The organism is Marinobacter azerbaijanicus (genome assembly GCF_030250645.1).
Classification (GTDB): Bacteria; Pseudomonadota; Gammaproteobacteria; order Pseudomonadales; family Oleiphilaceae; genus Marinobacter; species Marinobacter azerbaijanicus.
This window is the reverse complement of sequence record NZ_JASSVS010000005.1, coordinates 174,065-193,978: the sequence shown is the minus strand read 5'-3', so window position 1 is coordinate 193,978 and position 19,914 is coordinate 174,065. Positions and strand designations below refer to the sequence as shown.

Here is a 19,914-nt window from a genome sequence, read left to right as displayed (position 1 = left end):
TTTACGCCCGGAGATCACATCCAGATGCCAGACGGGACACTAGGGATGTCCCTTACTGTCCATGGTCTATACTCTGGGCGATGATGGAAAAAAGACTGAACCGGTGTTCCGGTTTCCTGTCTTGATAAATATCTCATGGAAGGGCTGTTCTTTTGCGTCACCTTATTTTTTTCGTCATGGCCGGGCTGTTACTGGCTTCTTCGCTGGTATCCGCTGGCAACGACGGGTATTCCGTAACCGTGGGGATAAACCACGCGCCGCCATACCGGGTGGTGAGCGATAAGGGCGTAACCGGCCTTTATGTTGACATTTTCAATGAAATTGCCGGCAGGATTGGTTGGCAGGTGCGCTATGTGGAAGCCCCGTTTCGCCGTGTGCTGCTGATGATGGAAGAGGGCGAGGTGGATGTCATGCTGGGCCCCCTGAAATCTGAAAAACGGGAGCAGTTGATGGCCTTTGTGGCTCCGGTCTTCCCGCCGGAACCAAAACTGTTCTTCTATCATCGCGACGAAAACCGGATCACTGGGTACGACGATCTGTACGGCAAGAAAATTGGCGTGCTTTCCGGTGCCAGCTATTTTGAACAGTTCGATAACGATGAAGAGCTTATTAAAGAGCCAATTGCACGTTACGAAAACCTGATGCGAATGCTGGAGATGGGGCGGGTGGATGTAGTTGTTGCCCCCGAGCTGGTTGGGCGTTATACCGTGAAAAACCTGGGTGTCGACGTCGCTGTTTCCCCCTATCAGGTCCCGGGTGAGCATTCGTACATTGCCATATCAAGAAAGTCCCCAGTGCTCTCACGGCAGGACCAGGTAAACAAGATGTTTGAGCAAATCAGACAGGACGGTACCTATGACAGGCTGGTCAGGGGTTACAGGGATTACGCCAGCAAATGATGCCCGACAAGAATGATCTTTGGTTCCTGCCTTTCGTGGTGGCACTGTCTGTACTGTCTCCCGCGAATGCGTCACCGGCGCCTCCTTGCCAGACACTGACAGTAAGTGGCAATCCGGAATACCCGCCGCTACTGTGGCGCGATTCGCAGGCGCCTGGTTATCTCGTCGGTGCTGTGCCGACGCTGCTAAAGGAGATTGTCGAGCCCCTGGGTCTGGAACTGGTTGTCAGGGACATTGGCTCATGGGCGCGGGTCCAGCATGTGGCACGCCTGGGTGACATCGATATGCTGGCCGGTGCATTTATCACCTCGGAGCGAATCCGCTACATGGACTACCTGCTTCCCCCGATAACCCACCTGCCAACCGTTGTCTGGGTGCCGAAGGGTGGGGAGTTTGTTTACCGTCATTGGCCGGATCTGCTGGGAAAGCGTGGTAGCACTCTGATTAATAACAGCTTCGGACAGAATTTTGACCGTTACGCTGATGAGAATCTCCATATCGAAGGGGTGCGAAGTATTGAGCAGTCATTTCAGATGGCCCTGGCCGGTCGGGTCGATTACGTTCTTTACGAGTCCCTGCAGGGGCAGGTGACGCTGGAGAAAATGGGTATCGCGGATGATTTCTCAGCCCTGGAAACCCCGATCAGCAGGGAGGGATTGTTCTTCACTTTTGCCAAGGCGTCGCCATGCAACACGTTCGAGTTGAGGGAGCGCATTGCAGATCGGTTGGCCACTATGGTGGCGTCCGGCCGTATCGATCAATTGATTCGTGAGTACAGCAAGGCCTTTACCGGAGCAGACTGACGTTACGTGAACTTTCCTTGCTGCCATTTCGTACTAACCTTTGGTGAGGAGATACGGTCAATAGGCGATTATCTGGTTCTTCAGGACAGGAGTCCGAATGGATGGCAGAGAAGATGCCTCAAAGCCTGGGCAAACTCTTTAACAAGCTTTCTCTGGAGCTGGCCAGTGCCTCGACCGATGAGTTTGATGGCAGCGTTCAGAGCTTTATAGGCCAGCTTGGACTCCACTTCGGTGCGGACCGCAGCTATCTGTTGTTAATTGATGATGCCACTCAAACGCTATCTGTTACCCACGAATTCTGTCCGCCCGGCATAACCCCCCAGAAAGAGGCAATCCAGAATGTGCCTATGGCACGCTTCCCCTGGCTTGCGGCCCAACTTGCGGCTATGACAGTGGTATCGGTTCCGGAGGTGGAAGAGCTTGCCGCAGAGGCTGCCGAGGAGCAATCTGAGTTTCGGAGACAGGATATACGCAGCCTGGTGCTGGTCGGACTGAAGCTGGACGGAGAAGTCGTGGGTGCATTCGGCTTCGATTTCCTCAGCCGCTCTGTATCACCGGGTGAGCCTGAGAGACAGTTCCTTGGACAGCTTGCAGCGATTCTGGGCTCTTCGGTTCACCGGCAGCTACTATCTGTGAGAAACCAGCAGTTCGAGCACAGCTTGTTCCGTTATTCCGAGCAGTTCCCGGGCGTTATTTTTCAATTCCGCGTTTACCCATCTGGCCGAATGACGTTTCCCTTTATCAGTCGAAAGGTCGAGGAGATGTTTGGCCTGTCACAGGCGAGTGTAAAACCTGATGCCACGCCTCTGCTCGAATGCATTGTCCCCGAGCACCAGGCGGCTGTTTTCAGTGGCATCGACCAGTCGTGGCAAACGTTGACTCCGTTTGAGGTCCAGTTCCAGGCAATCAAAGGCAATGGCGAGACTGCATGGATTGAGGCGCGCTCAGTGCCCGCGGAATTGGCGGACAAAAGTGTTGTCTGGCACGGCTATTTTTACGATATTACCCAGAAGAAAATGGCGGAATCTGAAATAGAGCAACTGGCGTTCTATGATCCGCTGACCGGTCTGCCAAATCGCCGCTTGCTGCGTGATCGCCTGGCGCAGGCTCTCGCGGGAAGCAAAAGGCAGGGTAACAGTGGCGCTCTGGTCTTCATAGATCTTGATAACTTCAAAACTATCAACGACTCAGCCGGCCATGTCGTTGGCGATGAGTTATTGGTCCAGGTCGGCCAACGTTTACAGAATTCGGTTCGTGAATGGGATACCGTCGCCAGAATCGGTGGGGATGAGTTTGTTCTTGTCCTGAAAGGCTTCCCTTCTGATCCGGCGAGAGCAGCTGCCAGGGTCGAGAAGGTGTGCGAAAAACTACGTGATGCCCTGAATGAGCCATACAACCTTCATGGTGTTGAATATAACGGCTCGCCCAGTATTGGCATAACCCTGTTCCATGATCATGACGCTCCCCTTGAAGAGCTCCTGAGCCAGGCTGACATGGCCATGTTTCGCGCCAAGGAAGACGGCAGGAACTGCATCAGGTTTTACGACGGCACCATGCAGAAGAAAGTGTCCGAACGGCTGGCGCTGGAGTCTGACTTACGGGCAGCGATCCGGGGAAACCAGTTCTCGGTCCATTACCAGTTGCAGGTGGATGAGGACGGAAACTCTGTGGGTGCAGAAGCCTTGTTGCGCTGGCAGTGCCCCGGTCGCGGCATGGTATCGCCCTCCGAGTTTATTCCGCTGGCAGAGGAAAGTGGACTGATTGGACAACTGGGCTACTGGGTTCTGGAGGATGTTCTGTTCCAGATTGCCAATTGGCAGTTGCGGGGCGATCTGTTGTCAGAACTTCCGATCGCGGTCAATGTGAGCGCGAAGCAGTTTCACCTCCCCTCGTTCTGTTCAACAGTAATGGAGATCCTGAGAAAAACTGGTGCTTCGCCCCGAAATCTGAAGATTGAAATTACCGAAAGCGCACTGGCTTATGACCTGACAATAGTAGAGGAAACCCTCCGTACCTTGAGGAGTATGGGCGTGCGAGTCTCTCTCGATGACTTCGGCACCGGGTATTCATCACTCGGTTATCTCAAACGCCTCTCACTGGATGAGCTCAAGATTGATCAGGGTTTTGTGAGGGACATCCTTGATGATCCCAACGATGCGGCAATCGCAGAAACCATCCTTGCCCTTGCGTCCGCGCTTCGGTTATCTGCAGTGGCAGAAGGTGTGGAAACGGAAAGGCAGCGGGAGCGTTTGTTGCAGATGGGCTGTAAACGCTTTCAGGGCTATCTATTTAGCCGGCCGTTGCCCGTATCCGCGTTTGAGGCGCTGATTGAGCAGTCTGCTTTCAGGCGATCTCCTCGATGACTTCAAAATCCGCCAGGCGTTGAGAATATGGCTGGGTGAACCGGCTATCTGAATGGCGCTGTTGCTCATTGTCGCGCTCCTCCCCCTGCCCGGCAGGGATGCGTGTTGACTTGATTTGATCGAGCATAGCAGTGCATGGGTTAAATGCAAATGACTATCATTAATATTTGAGCTGCATCAACAAATTTCCAATAGTCGTTCGCAGCCTAACTGTATAAACTCATTCCTGCTCTAACCTTATTCACCCGCATCAGGAGGCAGTACCACCATGGCGATCTGGACCCGTAGCATTCCCACCCTTGAACAAATGGCCGAGGCTAGCAGAAACACTGCCGTTGAGACCATGGGCATTGAGTACGTGGAGATCGGAGATGACTATGTAACTGGCCGGATTCCAGTGGACGAGCGCACCGTGCAGCCATTTGGCATTCTCCACGGCGGATCGTCAGTGGTGCTGGCGGAAACGCTGGGCAGCATGGCTGCCAACTATTGTCTGAGGAAGGAAAGCCAGATCGCAGTGGGGCTGGATATCAACGCCAATCACATTCGATCGGTCACCAAGGGCTGGGTCTATGGTACGGCACGCCCTGTTCACATTGGCGGTACAACCCAGGTGTGGGAAATACGCCTGGAAGACGAGGACGGCAAACTGACCTGTATCTCAAGGCTCACCATGGCTGTCATCGACCGGGGCTGAGATCTCCGGCGCCTTGCGGCCGAGAATGCCCTGCTCGATGAACTCCTTCATCACGATGCCATAGCTTTCATCCGGCACTTCCCGGCCAATCTTGTAGGGCTGTCCTGCGCTGTCGAGGATGCCTTTCAGAAGATCCACTTCGCGGAAGGTGGCCAGTGGGTGTTTGTTCGCATCCCGCACCATGAGAACACGGGGTTTGAGTTTGCTGGTGCTGTGAGTTGCCACCACAATACCGACTTCCCCGTTGGTCATTTCCACGATGGAGCCGGGTGGGTACACGCCGACCATGCGAATAAATTCCACGGCCAGGCCGGCATCGAACTGGGAACCCTTGTTACGGTGAATGATCTGCAGCGCCTCCATGGAAGCGCGGCCTTTATCGTAAACCCGGGAGCTGGTGATGGCATCATAGGTGTCCACTAACCCCACGATCTTGGCAAACAAAGGAATCTGGTGCCCCGCCAGACCCCTTGGGTAGCCTTTGCCATCCATCCGTTCGTGATGCGAGTAGGCCACATCAACCGCCGAATGGGCAAGCCGGGGCAGGGCGGCCAGCACGTCACGCCCGTAGGTGGTGTGGTTTTTCATCACTGCGAATTCTTCAGGAGTCAGGGCACCGGGTTTGTTAAGAATCTGATCGTCAATTCGCATCTTGCCGACATCGTGAAGCAGGCCGCACAGGGCGACATTCCTGATCTCTCCTTCCAGAAGCCCCAGATGTTTGCCGAACGCTGCCGAAAGAATCGATACATTGATGCAGTGTTCGGCAGTGTATTCGTCCTTGTTCTTGATCTTGGTAAGCAGTAGCAGGGCGTTATCGTTACGCAACACGCTGTCCACGCAGCTGTCCACTACCTTGTGAATATGGTTCATTTCCAGTGTTCGCCCCAACCGCAGGCTGGACATGATGTTCTTTGCGGTGGCCTTGGCGTCGGAATAGCTCATTCTCGCTGCGGCCATTTCACGGTTGGCGTCAATTTTATTGATGTAGGTGACTTTACGCTTGGGAATGGATGAAGCCTGGCGGTCTGTGGCTGGCGCATCTGACCGGGGTGACTTCCCCGCTCTGCTGGCCGAAGGTTTGTCATAGGGCTGTCTGGGGCGATCCACCTTGCCTAACACTATGACTTTGTCACACTGTTCCTGAATAGCAAGAACGTCTTCCTCGGTCTGCAGGATGAAACCCTGCAGCAGAAAGTCGGTGTCCTCCCACGGCCGGTCAAGACGAACGACGTGCATACCGATCTTCAATTCGGTGACAGAAATCTCGGTTTCGACGATGTCTTTATGGGCCGGATTCATAGTGCGTACTCTTCGGACCGCGATGCAAAGCGCGTATCACACAGGGGGTCAGGTTACAGGGGCCTAGACTAAAGTATGATGTGAAAGTGGCTTCAATGTATCGTCCTCTTTCTAAAACATTGTCAAATGCTGTAACGAAAACGGGTGTGTATCATCGAAGAGTAGCAGAAACCGATAGTCGTGCCGCTTGCGCGTGTGCGCCAGGGTATTGGGGACAAGGCTATGACCAACATGAAGAATGGTATACCACTGTGGTGGCTGGCCATGGCAGCGGCATTGACGCCGCTGATAACCATTCATACCACCTTTGCCGTGTCGATTCTGGAAGGACACATTTCCTGGTGCATTCCCTACTGGGACAGCTGCACCAGCATCAGTCGAACCGGTCGCTACGGTACCAGCTACTTTATTTTCAAGGGCACCATGCTGCCGGCGGCGCTTCTCGGTATTCTGTTCTGGTACCTGAATGGCCGCTGGTTGCTGCAACTGGGCGCTGCAACCCGGGGTCGTCCCTGGATCCCCTGGCTGGGGTTTGTCGCCTGCGCATCACTTGCGGCCTACACCCTGGCGCTGGGCCACGAGGGGGACGGCTTCAACATCATTCGCCGCACTGGAGTGGTGCTTTACTTCTCGCTCACCTACATCGCGCAGTTGTTGATCAGCTCGGCTCTGAGGGGCCTCCCTCGTTGGCACCGAAGTGGCAGGAATCTGCTATGGCTATGCGAACTGGCGCTGGCAGTGGGCATACTGTCGGTGATCCTGACGGCCGTGGTGCCGGAGATCTACAGCCAGATAGACGATGCCTTCGAATGGGTGCTGGCGTTGCTGATCAACCTGCATGCAATCTGGATCGCCGTACTATGGAAACAGAGTCGCTTCCGGGCACGTCTGTGGGCTGAATAAGGAATTACAGTGACATCAGGCCGCGAATCAGCGCGGCAGCTCCAGCGACAGCAGCAATGCCAAGAATGATGGGCTTCAGTCCATCGAAGGGCATGCGGTTAACCAGCTTTCCCGACAGCCAGAAACCGATGAGCACACCGGGGAAGGTGACGGCAAACAGCTGCAGTTCCCGCTGTCCAAGGTAACCGGAGGCCACCAGGGCGGCGATACTGAAAAAACTTGCCACCAGAAAAAACGCAGACATGTTGGCCCGCACCAGCGGGCCTTTCTGGTTCTGGTAAATCAGTGCAATCGGCGGGCCGCCCACTGCAGTAATAGTGCCCATGTACGTGGAGGCTGCGCCCGCCAGGACGCTGTTGCGGGCGTTCAGTGTAGGTCTTAAACCGGCGACGCTCAGAAGCACGCCGATCAGGATGAGAATTCCGAATACCAGCTCGAATCCTTTGGGTGATATGAGCACCAGTGTCCCCCCTGCCAGCAACGTCCCGGCAACCCCACCGCCGATGGCGAAACGCACCTCCCGAATCTGCAGTGCCCCGCGGTTTCTCACCACCATCAGTATCGTCAGTATCACTGCGTTGAGTATCAGCGGAGCCGGCACCAGTATGGGGCTGATCAGGAAGAGTAGCGGTGCTGCAAGCGTGCCGATACCATAGCCGGCCACGCCTTGCAGGCAGGCGCCTGCCAGCAGGGCAAGGTTGGCGAGGATAATCTGCAGCAGGGTAAGATCAGTCACGCTAAGGCTAGTCGAAAGATGGCAGATCCGGTTGCACCACATCCTTGCCCGCCTCCTGCCACGCATCAAATCCGCCCGCAATTGATGTCACATGCAGGTAGCCCATCTCTTTAAGAGCTTTCGCGCTGAGCGCCGCGCGGCCAGAAGTTTTGCAATAACACACAATCTTCAGATCACGGTTTTCCAGTGCCGGATCGTTGGTGAATTTGAACTCCAGCATGCCTCGTGAAATATTCACGGCTCCGGGAATATGGCTGGCGCGATATTCGTCTGCATCTCGCACATCCAGAAGCAGATCGGCTTTTCTGATGGCATCGTCCGCCTGGTCCACAGGGACTTCGTGAATTTCCTGTTTGGCCTGTGCAACAAGATCGTGGGCTGTTTTCATGGTCGTTCTCCAAAGCGGTGAAGTGATGCATCGAGGGTAAGGTATTTGTCGGGCAGGCGTCACCAGCAGTGTGCTAAATTGACGCACCGGACAATGAGGAAGCTATGAAAACCGCAACCCCCGAAGCCACAAAAGGCGTTATATATGGCCTTTCCGCCTATACCATATGGGGCTGTTTCCCACTGTACTTTGCCCTGTTCGCAGGGGTGCCCTCCTACGAGGTACTGATTCACCGGGTTGTCTGGTCCTGCATTTTTCTGGCCATTGTGGTGACGGCTCTCAAACGCTGGCAGCCGATAATAGGCGCATTGGCGCGCCCGAGAAAACTCGGCTTCGTGTTTGGGTGTGCGGTCTTTATTGCCCTGAACTGGGGAGTCTACATTTATGCGGTGGAGACCCGCCACGTGCTCCAGGCCAGCCTGGGTTATTTTCTCACGCCGCTGGTGAACGTGGGGCTGGGCATGCTGGTTTTGCGGGAAACCATCTCACGGTTACAGGTTGTGGCCGTAGCACTGGCAGCCATCGCGATTCTGTACCAGTTTTTCCTGCTGGGCCTGGTGCCCTGGATAACCCTGGTGCTGGCTTTCAGTTTCGGTACCTATGGCCTGCTACGCAAACAGGTGGAACTGGATGGGTTGTCCGGCCTGTTCGTGGAAACACTGTTGTTGCTCCCGGTAGGCCTGCTGGCTCTCGGATGGCTGGGGGCAGCCGACCAGTCCCATTTCAGCGACAGTACAATCATCACCTGGCTGCTGATCTCCAGCGGTATCGTCACTGCTGTCCCATTACTGTTCTTCGCCGGTGCCGCACGACGCTTACGCCTGGCCACCGTTGGCTTTCTGATGTACATCAACCCTACGCTGCAGTTCTTTATTGCCCTGTTTGTGTTTGATGAGCCGATGAGCGGGGAAAAGCTGTTGAGCTTCGTGATGATATGGGTCGCCCTGGGGCTGTACTCCTGGTCAGCCTGGATGGGGCGGGCGCGCTATGCGTAACTCCGCTTCCAATGTTTCTTGCTACACCTGGCACGTCTCGCAGGCATATTTTTTCTCATAGCGCCTGTCTGCCCAGTTCTCATAGATGCGAGCTGCCAAGGGGTAAATGACCGGCCATAACAGTGGCCTGAAAAAGAATCCGACACGGGTATGTGACCAGGCGCGGACATTGGCAGGCAGGCCAACCACCCACTCTCCTTCGCCAGTCAGTAGATGAAGCCGGCGCAGCAGCGCTTCCCGGGTTGGCAGCATACCCTTGCGGTTCTGTTGTCTGTGGATGTCGGCAAAAACCAGCTCACCGCGCTGCAGTTTTCTCAGGGTACTGATTTCCTTTGCACACAAAGGGCATCGTCCGTCATAGAACAGGGTGTCCATCAATACCTCCAAGAGTCAGGATGTCATTCCGTACGCCCGCCTTTTCCGAGGCCAGGCCTGCAATCAGGTCATTCAGCCCCGCCACGGGCTCAAACATATCGGGTTCGGTGGCAATACCGTCACGGAAGGTTGTCAGCATTTCTATCTGTACGTGCAGATCCTGAAAGTCTCCGAATCGCTGCTGGCGTTGTTTCAACTGCCTGAGCATTGCCCGGAACGCCGGTTTGTCCAGTTCAGCCAGGTAGCGTATGCGTTTCAGCAACTTTCGCAGGCTATGGTAGTCATCGTCCGGGGACTGCGTGCTCAGTTGCCGCGCTTGCGCGTTATGCTGTTTTATACGCTTGTCCAATGCTTTCCGGATGTCTCCGGTTGTCAGTTTCCGGCCTGTTTTCTCAAAGTGGTGGGAGGTGATGAGCTGGAACCACTCATCCATGTCTTTTTGGTATTTCCTGCTGCACAGGCGCTTGGCGAGTGCCTGGTGCTCAAGATCTGCCAGATTGGCAAAATAGCTTCTCGCTCCGGAGCTGATTAGTGCCGACTCTGTACCTTCCTCCAGTTGCCATCGTTCCAGGTCTGCCAACAGTACGTGGAGGTCTCTGAGCTGGCTGGTTGCCTGGGCATGCCTCTTCAATGCCCTGGTGGCCTTGCGCAGGTTGGAATCCCCGCTGATCTCGCTTACGGATTCGGCGATGGCGCGGCTGCGCCTGATGGCAATGCGATACTGGTGCAGGAACTCGCTATCAAAGCCTCGGATTACGCCCGTTTCCAGATCCCGCATTCGCAGGTATTGGTGTTGCAATGTTTCAGGGATGTGCCGGGCAAGGGGGGTGTCGTTGCCGCCTGGCATCTTCTTGCGCTTACGGTTGAATTGCTCGTAGCTGACATCCTTGGGCGTGAGGAACTGTTCCAGCCGGCCCTTGTTCCGTGCCAGCTTATGCCAGTGTTTTACTGGCAGCGCGATCTGCATGAAAGCGCAGGTGGGGAAGCTATCCGGCGCCTGCTGCAACAGATAACTCGCCAGCTCTTCCAGGGCGGGGTTGTGACCAATCAGGGTAATGCTGTCTTCGTCCTGTCTGTTGCGCAACCAGTTAATCAGAGTCTTGTAGTTAAAGGTGTAGAGCTCCGGGACAATATGGGTGTTCTGGCGCAGGTCTTCAGGTATCAGCCCGTCGAGGGTTTGCCGGGCCCGGGTCGCATTACTGCAGAATATCGGGCCATTCAGGACGCCCGCGGCCCGGATCGCTCTGCCCATGGCGCCGAGCTGCCTGGTCCCGCGGCTATTAAGGGGGCGCTGATCATCACGAAGGCTGTCGTCGGCCCAGCTGGATTTGGCATGTCGAATCAGATAGAGGTATTTCATCTGTTGCTCTAAAAAACCTTTGGGCGTCTGGGTTGATGTTTCAGCAAGGCAGGGGCTACCCATTTAGTCTTAAGTGGGCTCAAGCTCCTGACCTTCTGGCCGATAACACTGTAAACAATAAATGCTGGCAGATTAACTGGTTGAGGTATGCGCACCACCAGGATGCAGTCTGCCTGCATGCATGCGTTTTACAAACTGGAACACACCCTGGCGCGCCTTTGTGGATAATTGCGCCCATTATCCAATATTTCATGGAGTACAAAACCAATGACATTACTGAGCCGGCTGCGCATTCGTTCCCGTCTTCTGCTGGGCGTGCTTATCCCAGTACTTATTACGGCGGTAGCCCTTGCCTGGACCACAGTCGCTCAGATAAAAAGTGGCGGTGAGGCTGAGCTGGAACGCCTGGAAGCAAGCTTGCTTGAGGCCCGAAAGGAAGGTTTGAAGAACCTGGTTGATGCAGCCCGCTCTGTGGTTCTCGAAGCCAAGAATGATCCCGATCTGTCGGATGCGGAGGCCCGCGAAGCTGCCAGAAGCCGCTTGCGTTCCATTAGCTTTGAAGGTGGCAACTACGTGTTCGCCTATGCCCGTGACCTGGAAAATCTGGCTTATGCACCGGACCCATCCCGGGAAGGGCCTACTACCAATCCGGATGTGCAGAAGCTGGTGCGGTCGCTATTTGATGCGGCCAAAAATGAAGGGTTTTTCGGATATGACTGGCCGAACCCTGAATCCGGTGAGGTAGAACCGAAGGTGTCTTACTCGACCATTATTCCGGATTGGAACTGGATGATTGGCACCGGGGTGTATGTTACCGATGTTGAGCGGGTAGTGTCTGCAGCGCATGCTGAGATTGACGAGGAGATTGCGGAAGCACTGGGCTTTATTGGGTTGGTAACAGTGGTCGTGGTGATAATCGCTCTGCTTATCGGCATGTTCGTCGGACGCACCGTCACCAATCCGCTGAACAGCGTTATTGCCATGATGAAAGACATTGCCGAAGGTGAGGGCGATCTTCGCCACCGCCTGCCGGCAGAGGGCAATGACGAACTGGCAGAGCTGGGCCGTCGCTTCAACGCCTTCGTGGTGAAAATCCAGGAAACCATCCGTGAAGTGGGAGCTACCACCGATCAGGTTGCCTCTGCCGCTGAAGAGCTGAGTCGTGTTGCCAACGAAACCCGGGCCTCGGTCCAGGAGCAGGGCTCGGAGACCGACCAGATCGCCTCCGCCATCAACGAAATGGCGGCTACCATCCAGCAGATTTCCGGCAACGCCAACTCGGTAGAGAGCGCCGCCTCCGATGCCGACAAGCTGGCCCGGGACGGCGGTGAGACCATTGCCAATGCTCAGTCTTCCGTGAACCAGTTGTCCGATGAAATCGAAGCAAGTTCCACCCGCATCAGTAACCTGGCCGAGAAAACCGATGAGATCACCCAGGTTCTGGACGTGATTCACGCGGTGACGGACCAGACCAACCTGCTGGCCCTGAACGCGGCCATTGAAGCCGCCCGCGCGGGTGAGCACGGGCGTGGCTTCTCGGTAGTGGCGGACGAAGTGCGCCAACTGGCGAAGCGAAGTGCCGAGTCCGCTGACCAGATTCGCGGTATGATCGATGGCTTCGTAACCGAGTCCCGCGCAGCTGTAGAGCGGATGGATGCCTCCCGTACGCGATCCAGCGAGACCGTTGAACGCATCAATCACGCCAACGATGCCCTGCGTACCATTGAGAAGTCGGTGGGCCATATCCACGACCAGGTTACCCAGATTGCCACCGCCGCAGAGCAGCAAAGCCAGGTGGCAGAGGAGATCAACCAGAACGTGGTGCGCATCGTCGATGCGGCACAGCGCAGCGATACCGGCGTCACCCAGACCAACGAAGCCAGCCAGGAATTGGCGCGTCTCGGTGAAAGCCTGCGGTCTCTGGTGGGCCAGTTCAAGGTATAAATTTGGAACCCTTTCTCTCCGTCGTCCGTGCGATGGTGACAGAGCATCAGCTTTGTGACCGACAATAACAACGACGGATGAGACAATGACCCATAAAATCAGACTGGGCGGGATTGCACTGACGGCAATCCTCCTTTCCGGCTGCCTCGGTGGCGGCAATGGCGATGACTCCGAGGCTCCGGCACCTCTTGTTGGTGCCGGGCAAAAAGTTTTCAAAGCAACCCTCAAACGTACAGCGTTCGGTATCCCCCACATCGAAGCGGATGACTTCGCCAGCATGGGGTACGCCTATGGTTACGCACAGGCAGAAGACAATCTCTGCCTGCTGGCCGAAGATACCCTGACCGTTCGGGGCCTGCGCGCCCGTTTCCTCGGGAGTGAAGGTACCTATCAGATCCCGTCCAACGGTGCGACGACAACCAACCTAAACGCCGATTTTTTCTGGCGGGCAACCGCAACGGACGGAGCCATTCAGCCCCTTAAAACCGGCAGTGATCCTGAGGTCGGCGGAGCATCCCGTGGATACGTTGCCGGGTTTAACCGCTACCTGCGGGAGCTGCGCGACGGGCAACACCCGGGTCGGCACGAGGCCTGCCGTGACGAGCCCTGGCTGATGCCAATGGAGGAGGACGACATGTATCGTCGTTATCTCCGCCTTGCGGTACTGGCATCCTCATCAGTCTTTGTTGATGGTGTGGCCACGGCTCAGCCGCCAGAAACAGACGTGCCGGAACTGTCCGCGGACCAGGTTCTGGATGCCCTGGCCGAAGTGGGCATTGAGGGTGGTGGAGACCTGCCATTCCCGTTTGCAGATGAGTTGCCCATTGGCAGCAATATGTATGGACTGTCCGCCGGGGCCAGCCGAACCGGTGAGTCCATCCTGTTTGGCAACCCTCATTTCCCGTGGGAGAAAACCGAACGCCTTTACCTGGCCCATCTCAAGGTCGGTGACCAGGCGGAGATTATGGGGGCAGCACTCTACGGCCTCCCGGCGGTACTGATTGGCTTCAATGATCAGTTTGCCTGGAGCCACACGGTTTCCACGGCTTTCCGCTTCAGCTTTTACGAGCTGACCCTGAACCCCGCCGATCCCACCCAATATCTTTACGAGGGTGAGTTTGTGGATATGGAAGCCACCGAGATTACCGTGCAGGCAATGGACGAAAACGGGAACGTGAGTGATGTTACCCGCACACTCTACGATTCCCGGTACGGCCCCATGCTGACCTTTGAGGCAGCAGGTGTTCCCATCCTGAACTGGTCAAACGCCAAGGCTTACACCCTGCGTGATGCCAATGCCGAGAATGACCGGTTGCTGAACCAGTTTTTTCGCTGGAACCAGGCTGACAGTTTCGACGAGTTTGTGGAGTTGCATGGCAGTGTACTCGGTGTGCCCTGGGTAAATACGGTGGCAACCGGACCGGGAAAACCGGCCTATTACGGTGACCTGACGGTGGTGCCCAATGTGCCGGATGAAAAGGCGCAGGCCTGTGCCACGGCGTTATCTCCGGTATTTGATCTACTAGCCCCGGGCCTGCCGTTGATGGATGGGGCACGTGCCGATTGCCAGTGGGATACGGATGCGGATGCGCCTGCGGAAGGCATTTTTGGCCGCGCCAATCTGCCGTCCCTGCAACGGGATGACTGGGTGCATAACTGTAATGACAGTTACTGGGTGACCAACCCCGCTGAACCACTCACCGGATTCGCCGCCATTATCGGTGATGAGGAAACACCGCGAAGCCTGCGTACCCGTAAATGTATGCAGCAGGTCATACAGCGCCTGGATGGTTCTGATGGCAAGCCGGGCAGTACCGGCTTCGACCTGGCCAATCTGCAGGGCATTGTCCTCGACAGTTCGCTTCAGTCTGAGCAGCTGGCGCGTGATGACGTGCTGAACGCCTATTGCCCGCTCGGTGTCGCGGTGGCAAGCGATGGTCAGTCGGTTGATATCTCCGAGGCCTGTTCGATCCTGCGGAGCTGGGATGGTACCCACAACCTTGGTTCCGTGGGCGGTCATATCTGGCGTGAGTTCTGGCGCCATATCGATCCATTGCCGGTGGAATCCCCGGAAAAGTGGTTAACCCCCTTTGACCCATCTGACCCGGTCAACACCCCGGCCACCCTCAATGTCCTCAGCCCCCTGGTCCAGGCGGCGTTCGCCGATGGGGTGAAAACCATTCAGGACTCGCCGATGGCGATGGGGGCCGCTATGGGTGATCTCCAGATTTCCGGCATTCACGACACGGTAATTCCGTTGTTTGGCGGTGAGGGATTCGAAGGAGCGTTTACCATCGCCAGTTCGCGGCCGCACGATATCAGCGATGGTCGATACGACGTAAAATACGGCAACAGCTATATCCAGACCGTGACCTGGAATGACGAAGGTCAGCCGGTTGCTGAAGGGTTCGTGACCTACTCCCAGTCAACCGATCCGGCATCGCCGTACTACCGGGATATGACGGAGGCCTACTCCGGGAAACAGTGGATACGCTTTCCTTACACTCAGGAAGCTATCGAGAGTGACCCGGCACTCGTAGAGTATCGCCTGGTGGAACCGGCGCGTTAGTCGCATTCAATGTAGCGGTCGCAGGGGATGAGCGGCCGCCGCATTGGCTAAGCGGTATCTGGCACGCTACTATTGTCGGGATTACCAGAAAACAACCGATAAGAGGTAACAAGATGCCAACGATGACTATCCGCAAACCGTTCTTTGTGGCGTTTGCGCTGATGCTCTCCCTGGTCAGTACCACGCCGATGGCAGAAGAAACCCACACCATTCGCCTGGCTGAAACCTGGGGGCCCAACTCGCCGATTCTGGGCGAAACCACCCGGCACATGGCTGACATGGCGGAGAAAATGTCCGGTGGCCGCCTGCAGTTCCGGATAGATTCTTCCAACAAGCATAAGGCACCGTTTGGCATCTTCGATATGGTGAAGGCGGGTCAGTACGATATGGGGCATACCGCGTCCTATTACTACAAGGGCACGATTCCCAACGCCATGTACTTCACCACGGTACCCTTCGGGATGATTGCGCCGGAGCAATACGCCTGGTTTTACTACGGCGGCGGTATGGAGCTGATGGAAAAGGTCTACCAGCCTCATGGTTTGCTGTCGTTTCCGGGCGGTAATACCGGCAATCAGATGGGGGGATGGTTCCGCGAGGAAATCGAATCCGTGGAAGACCTTGATGGCCTGAAAATGCGTACCCCCGGCTTTGCCGGCGAAGTCATGTCCGAGCTGGGCGTGGCTGTGACCAATATACCCCCTGGCGAACTTTACAGTGCGCTGGAGAGGGGCACGATCGACGCTCTTGAATGGGTTGGCCCGGCACTCGATTTCCAGATGGGGTTCCACCAGATCGCAAAATACTACTACTCGGGTTGGCAGGAGCCGGGCGCGGAAGTGCAGTTCCTGATTAACGACAAAACCTGGAACAAGCTCTCTCCTGAACTGCAGGAAATCCTGCGGGTCGCCATGCGCACCGCTGCCTACGACATGTATATCAAGAGCACCCATGAAAGTGGCGTGGCCTGGGACCGCATGAAAGAAGACTATCCCGACGTGACCCACAAGACGTTCCCGCCGGAAGTTATTGAAGCATTGCGCGAAGCCACAGAAAAATTGCTGGCGGAAGAGGCACAGAAGGACGAGCTGGCAAGGGAAATCATCAACTCCCAGCAGGAGTACCTGAAGCAGGTACGCCAGTGGACCAATATTTCCGACAAGGCCTATCTGAACAGCGTTTCGGGGGACTGAAACGGGCCCCGGGGTCAGATCTCCGGGGCGATAAAGTCCGGTGCAATGCCGGACTGGGCAATGCATGCCGGTATATCCAGACCCTGCAGCGACCCCGCGGCTGTTATCAGCAGGGTTTTCATACCGGCGTTTTGCCCCCCGAGGATATCCGTGTGCAGGGTGTCTCCCACCATGAGCATTCTCTCCGGCGGTACCCCCGCAAACCTCTGCAACACTGCCCGGAAAGCCGGTGCGTAGGGCTTTCCGTAAAAACCCGGGATTACACCACTCGCTTCCCTTGCCTGGTGGGCAAAGAAACCCGGCTCAAGAGTGAGACAGTCACCGCGGGGTGCGACCAGATCAGGGTTGGCTATTTCCAGTGGTCTCGGCTTTTCACGCAGGCTGGCCTCAAGAGCCGCCTGCATCTCTTCGTTCCAGTCTTCGCTGCTCAGCATGATGAGCCCATCGTAGCCTTTCAGCTCCCGTTTCTGTCTGCTGGTTACCGGTGGCCGGACCGGGTGCCAGTCCACCGGCAACGTGGCCGGCTCTGACTTCTCTGGAGCAATCACGCCCCAGGTGCCTTGCCGGGCCGGGTTGGCGAGGGACTGCTCCAGTAGCCAACGGCTGGAGATCAGCTGGTCCGGTGTAATCTCGAACCCCATCCGCAGGTATTTTTCCACCAGCCTGGGGTGGCTGGCGGTGGCGGCGTTGGAGAGAATCAGAACCTCTCGGCCCAGTCTCTGCAATTCCCGGAACCGTTCAACGGCGGTGACAAAAGCCCTCGGGCCGGCGTTAAGCACGCCAAAGGCGTCAAACACAAACACCTGGAATTGATCGGTTAGCGGGGCGAGATTTTCCAGAACTTGCGGACGAGGTTGCTGCGCTGCTGGCAGGCCATCCGGCAGCCAGCGACGGATCTGCTCATATTGGCGGAAGGCCCAGGCCGGGGTGGGTGTGGTGCCTTTAAAGGAAGTAGGGTGGGTATCGGTCATGGAGCTAGCCTAGCATACCGCTGTGCCTACCTTTAGCGCCAGGATTTATTGCGCGGGCCTGGCGGCATAGCTGGTATATAATTATATTGATGTACTTTTTAGCGACAGGCAACCTGACTGTATGCAGATGCTGTATCCCTCAAACGCCGTAGGGCTGATGCTATTGATTGCCTTCAGCTTTCTGCTTCCACAGACGGCTTATGCTGCAGTTGATCTGGATGAGGGATGGGAATATCGCTGGGGCGATTCTCCATTCACTGAAGAAGGCGTTCCGGAATGGGTTCTCGGGCAGGACTCCGGGCAGTGGCACGCTATTGATTTTCCATCCAATCCACCTGACCGCAACGGCCGGGAGCACGTGTGGTACCGCGTCACCCTGCCCGAGGGTGAATGGCAGGAACCGGTGCTCTATATCTTCAGTGTTGATCTGATTGTCCAGGTCTGGCTTGACGGTGAGAAGGTCTACCAATACGGCTCGTTTGACGACCAGGGCAGGGGGCGATTTGAAGGCTGGCCCTGGCATGCGGTTCCTTTGCCAGAGGGGTTTGAGGGCAAGCGAGCCTATTTCCGAATATTCTCCGATTACACCGATATAGGCCTCTGGGGAGAGGTCTCCATCATGGACCGGCCGGACCTTACCCTCTTTATCCTGGAGAACTCCCTCAAAGCTTTGGTTATTGCGGGCTTCTCAGCCCTGATTGCCCTTCTTGCGATGATCTTTGCCCTGTTGCAGACCGAGAAGAAGAGTTTTGGCAGTATTGCGCTCTTCTCGTTGTCATCGGCTGTAATGCTTGTGGCTGAAAGCCAGGCCAGTCAGTTGCTCTGGAACGCACCGCTGGTGTGGGATTATCTTGCCGCAGGTTCCTACTATCTGCTGCCCGTCGCTATGGCGCTCTTACTGGAACAATGGTTCAGTGATCGCCGGCCAAGGATCATCAATCTGGTCTGGAAAATACATCTGATCTATGCGGTGGCGGCTATCGGGTTGGCGCTGGCAGGTGTGGTTGATCTGTCATCAACGTTTCCGGTGTTTGACGGGATCCTGTTGGTTTCATTGACAACCATTGCAGTTGTTGTGGCAAGACGCTTCAGGGATCTGAGAATTGAGCAGCGGGTGATCCTTGCGGCATACGGCGTCTTCTGCACCCTTCTGGTGGTGGATATGGCAGTCGCTCACGGAGTTGTACCCTGGTGGCGGGTTCCGGTCAGCTGGGGCACGCTGATCTTTTCACTGGCTGTTGTGCTGATTTCATTATGGCACTATGCCCGTACCCAGCAGGCACTGCACCAGTTGAACCTGTCGCTTGAACAACAAGTTGCCGAGCGAACTGAAAAGGCGGAGTCCCTGGTTCGCCTTGAGCAAGCCAGGGCCCGGTTACTGACGTTTGAGAACGAGAAAAGCCGGGTTCTCAATGACATTATTTCCGAGCTACAGGACTGCATTACCCTCAATCAGACTTTCCCCGTGCTGGCACGACGGCTCCCCGATCTCTGCAGCCCACTGAGAGGATCCCTCTACCAGCGGGTTGAAGACGGTCAGGCTTATGCATTGCTGACCCGCTGGGGCTATAGGGGAGAACCTGAATCGCCCGCCCGAATTGAAACTCCCGAGGGCCCGCCACCACAGAATCTGCTTCCGGCCCACCCCGGCGCGGAACTCCACTACCCCCGATCTGAGGGACAGGTGGAGCCGCATGGATCTCTTTGTATGTGGATCAATGTCCAATCGGCAACGGCAGGGCAGGTGACCGTGGCACTCCTGCTTGTGGAAGTGCCGGAAGAATTCGCAGGTGATGGCCCGGATTACGGCACAGCCAGGCTGATTCAGGCGTTGAACCAGGGTGTCCAGAAAATCGGTATTGCTCTTTCAAGTATCAGCCTGCGGGAGGAATTGCACAGATACTCCTATGAAGATGCGCTTACCGGCCTAAAAAACCGTCGTTATTTCGATCAGTTGCTTGAGCATGAGTCGGCCGTTGCTCTGCGTAGTGGTCAGCCACTGTCGTTGCTGATTGTGGATATTGATCATTTCAAACAGTTCAATGATACCCACGGCCATGAGGCTGGTGACGCGGCCCTCAAGGCCGTGGCGGGAATGCTGGCCAGGCACTTCCGCGACAGCGATGTGGTGTGTCGCTTTGGTGGTGAGGAGTTTGTCATCATTATGGCGGGCTCCAATGCCAAAGCCGCCTACGACAAGGCAAGAGAGCTTGCTCGGGCAATCCGATCAATGGCGGTAGAACACGGCGCCGCTAACCTCGACCACGTTACAATCTCGGTAGGGGTAGCAAGCTGGCCTGAGTGCAGCGAATCCCCGGATAGTCTGCTGGGGCTTGCTGACCGGGCACTATACCGGGCCAAGGAGGCTGGCCGGGACAGGGTAGAGATTGCCTAGGTGCCCTATACCAGAACATAA

17 protein-coding genes are annotated in these 19,914 nt (G+C 56.1%); 10 read left to right on the top strand and 7 right to left on the bottom strand.

Annotated features, from left to right (window positions below; all coding sequences use genetic code 11):
- Positions 1 to 152: 152 nt before the first annotated feature.
- The 3 genes from QPM17_RS11865 to QPM17_RS11855 all read left to right on the top strand — a co-directional run bounded on the left by QPM17_RS11865 (position 153) and on the right by QPM17_RS11855 (position 4,065).
- Positions 153 to 899, top strand: coding sequence for a substrate-binding periplasmic protein (locus QPM17_RS11865; protein ID WP_285390958.1), 747 nt, complete (start codon positions 153 to 155; stop codon positions 897 to 899).
- Complete coding sequence (locus tag QPM17_RS11860) at positions 896 to 1,702, top strand: substrate-binding periplasmic protein (protein WP_285390957.1); 807 nt, start codon at positions 896 to 898, stop codon at positions 1,700 to 1,702. The genes QPM17_RS11865 and QPM17_RS11860 overlap by 4 nt, the downstream gene beginning before the upstream one ends.
- Before the next feature lie 101 nt (positions 1,703 to 1,803).
- Positions 1,804 to 4,065, top strand: coding sequence for a putative bifunctional diguanylate cyclase/phosphodiesterase (locus tag QPM17_RS11855; RefSeq protein ID WP_285390956.1), 2,262 nt, complete (start codon positions 1,804 to 1,806; stop codon positions 4,063 to 4,065).
- Here the strand turns inward: QPM17_RS11855 and QPM17_RS11850 are convergent.
- On the bottom strand, positions 4,046 to 4,192 hold the full coding sequence (locus QPM17_RS11850; RefSeq protein WP_285390955.1) for a hypothetical protein: 147 nt from the start codon (positions 4,190 to 4,192) through the stop codon (positions 4,046 to 4,048). The genes QPM17_RS11855 and QPM17_RS11850 overlap by 20 nt on opposite strands.
- 141 nt (positions 4,193 to 4,333) lie before the next feature.
- Here QPM17_RS11850 and QPM17_RS11845 point away from each other — a divergent pair, with 141 nt between their 5' ends.
- Positions 4,334 to 4,762 carry a hotdog fold thioesterase gene (locus QPM17_RS11845; RefSeq protein WP_285390954.1) on the top strand — a complete coding sequence of 143 codons (429 nt, stop codon included), beginning with the start codon at positions 4,334 to 4,336 and terminating at the stop codon, positions 4,760 to 4,762.
- On the opposite strand, the gene QPM17_RS11840 is transcribed toward QPM17_RS11845, so the two are convergent.
- The gene (locus tag QPM17_RS11840) at positions 4,727 to 6,064 is read right to left on the bottom strand and encodes a cyclic di-GMP phosphodiesterase (protein ID WP_285390952.1); all 1,338 of its coding nucleotides are present in this window, start codon (positions 6,062 to 6,064) and stop codon (positions 4,727 to 4,729) included. The two genes, QPM17_RS11845 and QPM17_RS11840, sit on opposite strands and share 36 nt — an antisense overlap.
- A 222-nt stretch (positions 6,065 to 6,286) precedes the next feature.
- Here QPM17_RS11840 and QPM17_RS11835 point away from each other — a divergent pair, with 222 nt between their 5' ends.
- Positions 6,287 to 6,967, top strand: coding sequence for a hypothetical protein (locus tag QPM17_RS11835; RefSeq protein WP_285390951.1), 681 nt, complete (start codon positions 6,287 to 6,289; stop codon positions 6,965 to 6,967).
- 4 nt (positions 6,968 to 6,971) lie between these two features.
- Here QPM17_RS11835 and QPM17_RS11830 read toward each other — a convergent pair whose 3' ends face one another.
- Both QPM17_RS11830 and QPM17_RS11825 read right to left on the bottom strand, forming a co-directional pair.
- Positions 6,972 to 7,703: a sulfite exporter TauE/SafE family protein gene (locus tag QPM17_RS11830; RefSeq protein WP_285390950.1), complete on the bottom strand. Its 732-nt coding sequence runs from the start codon at positions 7,701 to 7,703 to the stop codon at positions 6,972 to 6,974.
- 7 nt (positions 7,704 to 7,710) lie between these two features.
- Entirely contained in the window at positions 7,711 to 8,091 is a 381-nt protein-coding gene (locus tag QPM17_RS11825; RefSeq protein ID WP_285390949.1) for a rhodanese-like domain-containing protein, read from the bottom strand.
- A 104-nt stretch (positions 8,092 to 8,195) separates the two neighbouring features.
- Between QPM17_RS11825 and rarD the strand changes: the two genes are divergently transcribed.
- A complete protein-coding gene (rarD, locus tag QPM17_RS11820) occupies positions 8,196 to 9,086 on the top strand; it encodes an EamA family transporter RarD (RefSeq protein ID WP_285390948.1) in 891 nt (296 codons plus the stop codon).
- Between the two features lie 21 nt (positions 9,087 to 9,107).
- On the opposite strand, the gene QPM17_RS11815 is transcribed toward rarD, so the two are convergent.
- Both QPM17_RS11815 and QPM17_RS11810 read right to left on the bottom strand, forming a co-directional pair.
- Positions 9,108 to 9,461 carry a thiol-disulfide oxidoreductase DCC family protein gene (locus QPM17_RS11815; RefSeq protein WP_285390947.1) on the bottom strand — a complete coding sequence of 118 codons (354 nt, stop codon included), beginning with the start codon at positions 9,459 to 9,461 and terminating at the stop codon, positions 9,108 to 9,110.
- Positions 9,442 to 10,821 carry a CHAD domain-containing protein gene (locus QPM17_RS11810; protein WP_285390946.1) on the bottom strand — a complete coding sequence of 460 codons (1,380 nt, stop codon included), beginning with the start codon at positions 10,819 to 10,821 and terminating at the stop codon, positions 9,442 to 9,444. The genes QPM17_RS11815 and QPM17_RS11810 overlap by 20 nt, the downstream gene beginning before the upstream one ends.
- 267 nt (positions 10,822 to 11,088) lie before the next feature.
- Between QPM17_RS11810 and QPM17_RS11805 the strand changes: the two genes are divergently transcribed.
- The 3 genes from QPM17_RS11805 (at position 11,089) to QPM17_RS11795 (ending at position 16,527) form a co-directional block, all read left to right on the top strand.
- A complete protein-coding gene (locus QPM17_RS11805) occupies positions 11,089 to 12,765 on the top strand; it encodes a methyl-accepting chemotaxis protein (RefSeq protein WP_285390945.1) in 1,677 nt (558 codons plus the stop codon).
- A gap of 85 nt (positions 12,766 to 12,850) precedes the next feature.
- A complete protein-coding gene (locus tag QPM17_RS11800; protein ID WP_285390944.1) occupies positions 12,851 to 15,334 on the top strand; it encodes a penicillin acylase family protein in 2,484 nt (827 codons plus the stop codon).
- A gap of 122 nt (positions 15,335 to 15,456) precedes the next feature.
- Positions 15,457 to 16,527, top strand: coding sequence for a TRAP transporter substrate-binding protein (locus QPM17_RS11795; protein WP_422732764.1), 1,071 nt, complete (start codon positions 15,457 to 15,459; stop codon positions 16,525 to 16,527).
- A gap of 14 nt (positions 16,528 to 16,541) precedes the next feature.
- Here the strand turns inward: QPM17_RS11795 and QPM17_RS11790 are convergent, their stop codons facing one another.
- Positions 16,542 to 17,498, bottom strand: coding sequence for an HAD-IIA family hydrolase (locus QPM17_RS11790; protein ID WP_285390943.1), 957 nt, complete (start codon positions 17,496 to 17,498; stop codon positions 16,542 to 16,544).
- Between the two features lie 121 nt (positions 17,499 to 17,619).
- Between QPM17_RS11790 and QPM17_RS11785 the strand changes: the two genes are divergently transcribed.
- A complete protein-coding gene (locus QPM17_RS11785; protein WP_285390942.1) occupies positions 17,620 to 19,893 on the top strand; it encodes a sensor domain-containing diguanylate cyclase in 2,274 nt (757 codons plus the stop codon).
- Positions 19,894 to 19,914 lie beyond the last annotated feature (21 nt).

What these genes read in the sequence shown, in the direction of transcription:
- QPM17_RS11860 (WP_285390957.1), top strand. Translation starts at nt 896, where the DNA reads ATGATGCCCGACAAGAATGATCTTTGGTTCCTGCCTTTCGTGGTGGCA.
- QPM17_RS11855 (WP_285390956.1), top strand. Translation starts at nt 1,804, where the DNA reads ATGGCAGAGAAGATGCCTCAAAGCCTGGGCAAACTCTTTAACAAGCTT.
- QPM17_RS11850 (WP_285390955.1), bottom strand. Translation starts at nt 4,192, where the DNA reads ATGCTCGATCAAATCAAGTCAACACGCATCCCTGCCGGGCAGGGGGAG.
- QPM17_RS11845 (WP_285390954.1), top strand. Translation starts at nt 4,334, where the DNA reads ATGGCGATCTGGACCCGTAGCATTCCCACCCTTGAACAAATGGCCGAG.
- QPM17_RS11840 (WP_285390952.1), bottom strand. Translation starts at nt 6,064, where the DNA reads ATGAATCCGGCCCATAAAGACATCGTCGAAACCGAGATTTCTGTCACC.
- QPM17_RS11835 (WP_285390951.1), top strand. Translation starts at nt 6,287, where the DNA reads ATGACCAACATGAAGAATGGTATACCACTGTGGTGGCTGGCCATGGCA.
- QPM17_RS11825 (WP_285390949.1), bottom strand. Translation starts at nt 8,091, where the DNA reads ATGAAAACAGCCCACGATCTTGTTGCACAGGCCAAACAGGAAATTCAC.
- rarD (WP_285390948.1), top strand. Translation starts at nt 8,196, where the DNA reads ATGAAAACCGCAACCCCCGAAGCCACAAAAGGCGTTATATATGGCCTT.
- QPM17_RS11815 (WP_285390947.1), bottom strand. Translation starts at nt 9,461, where the DNA reads ATGGACACCCTGTTCTATGACGGACGATGCCCTTTGTGTGCAAAGGAA.
- QPM17_RS11810 (WP_285390946.1), bottom strand. Translation starts at nt 10,821, where the DNA reads ATGAAATACCTCTATCTGATTCGACATGCCAAATCCAGCTGGGCCGAC.
- QPM17_RS11805 (WP_285390945.1), top strand. Translation starts at nt 11,089, where the DNA reads ATGACATTACTGAGCCGGCTGCGCATTCGTTCCCGTCTTCTGCTGGGC.
- QPM17_RS11800 (WP_285390944.1), top strand. Translation starts at nt 12,851, where the DNA reads ATGACCCATAAAATCAGACTGGGCGGGATTGCACTGACGGCAATCCTC.
- QPM17_RS11795 (WP_422732764.1), top strand. Translation starts at nt 15,457, where the DNA reads ATGACTATCCGCAAACCGTTCTTTGTGGCGTTTGCGCTGATGCTCTCC.
- QPM17_RS11790 (WP_285390943.1), bottom strand. Translation starts at nt 17,498, where the DNA reads ATGACCGATACCCACCCTACTTCCTTTAAAGGCACCACACCCACCCCG.
- QPM17_RS11785 (WP_285390942.1), top strand. Translation starts at nt 17,620, where the DNA reads ATGCAGATGCTGTATCCCTCAAACGCCGTAGGGCTGATGCTATTGATT.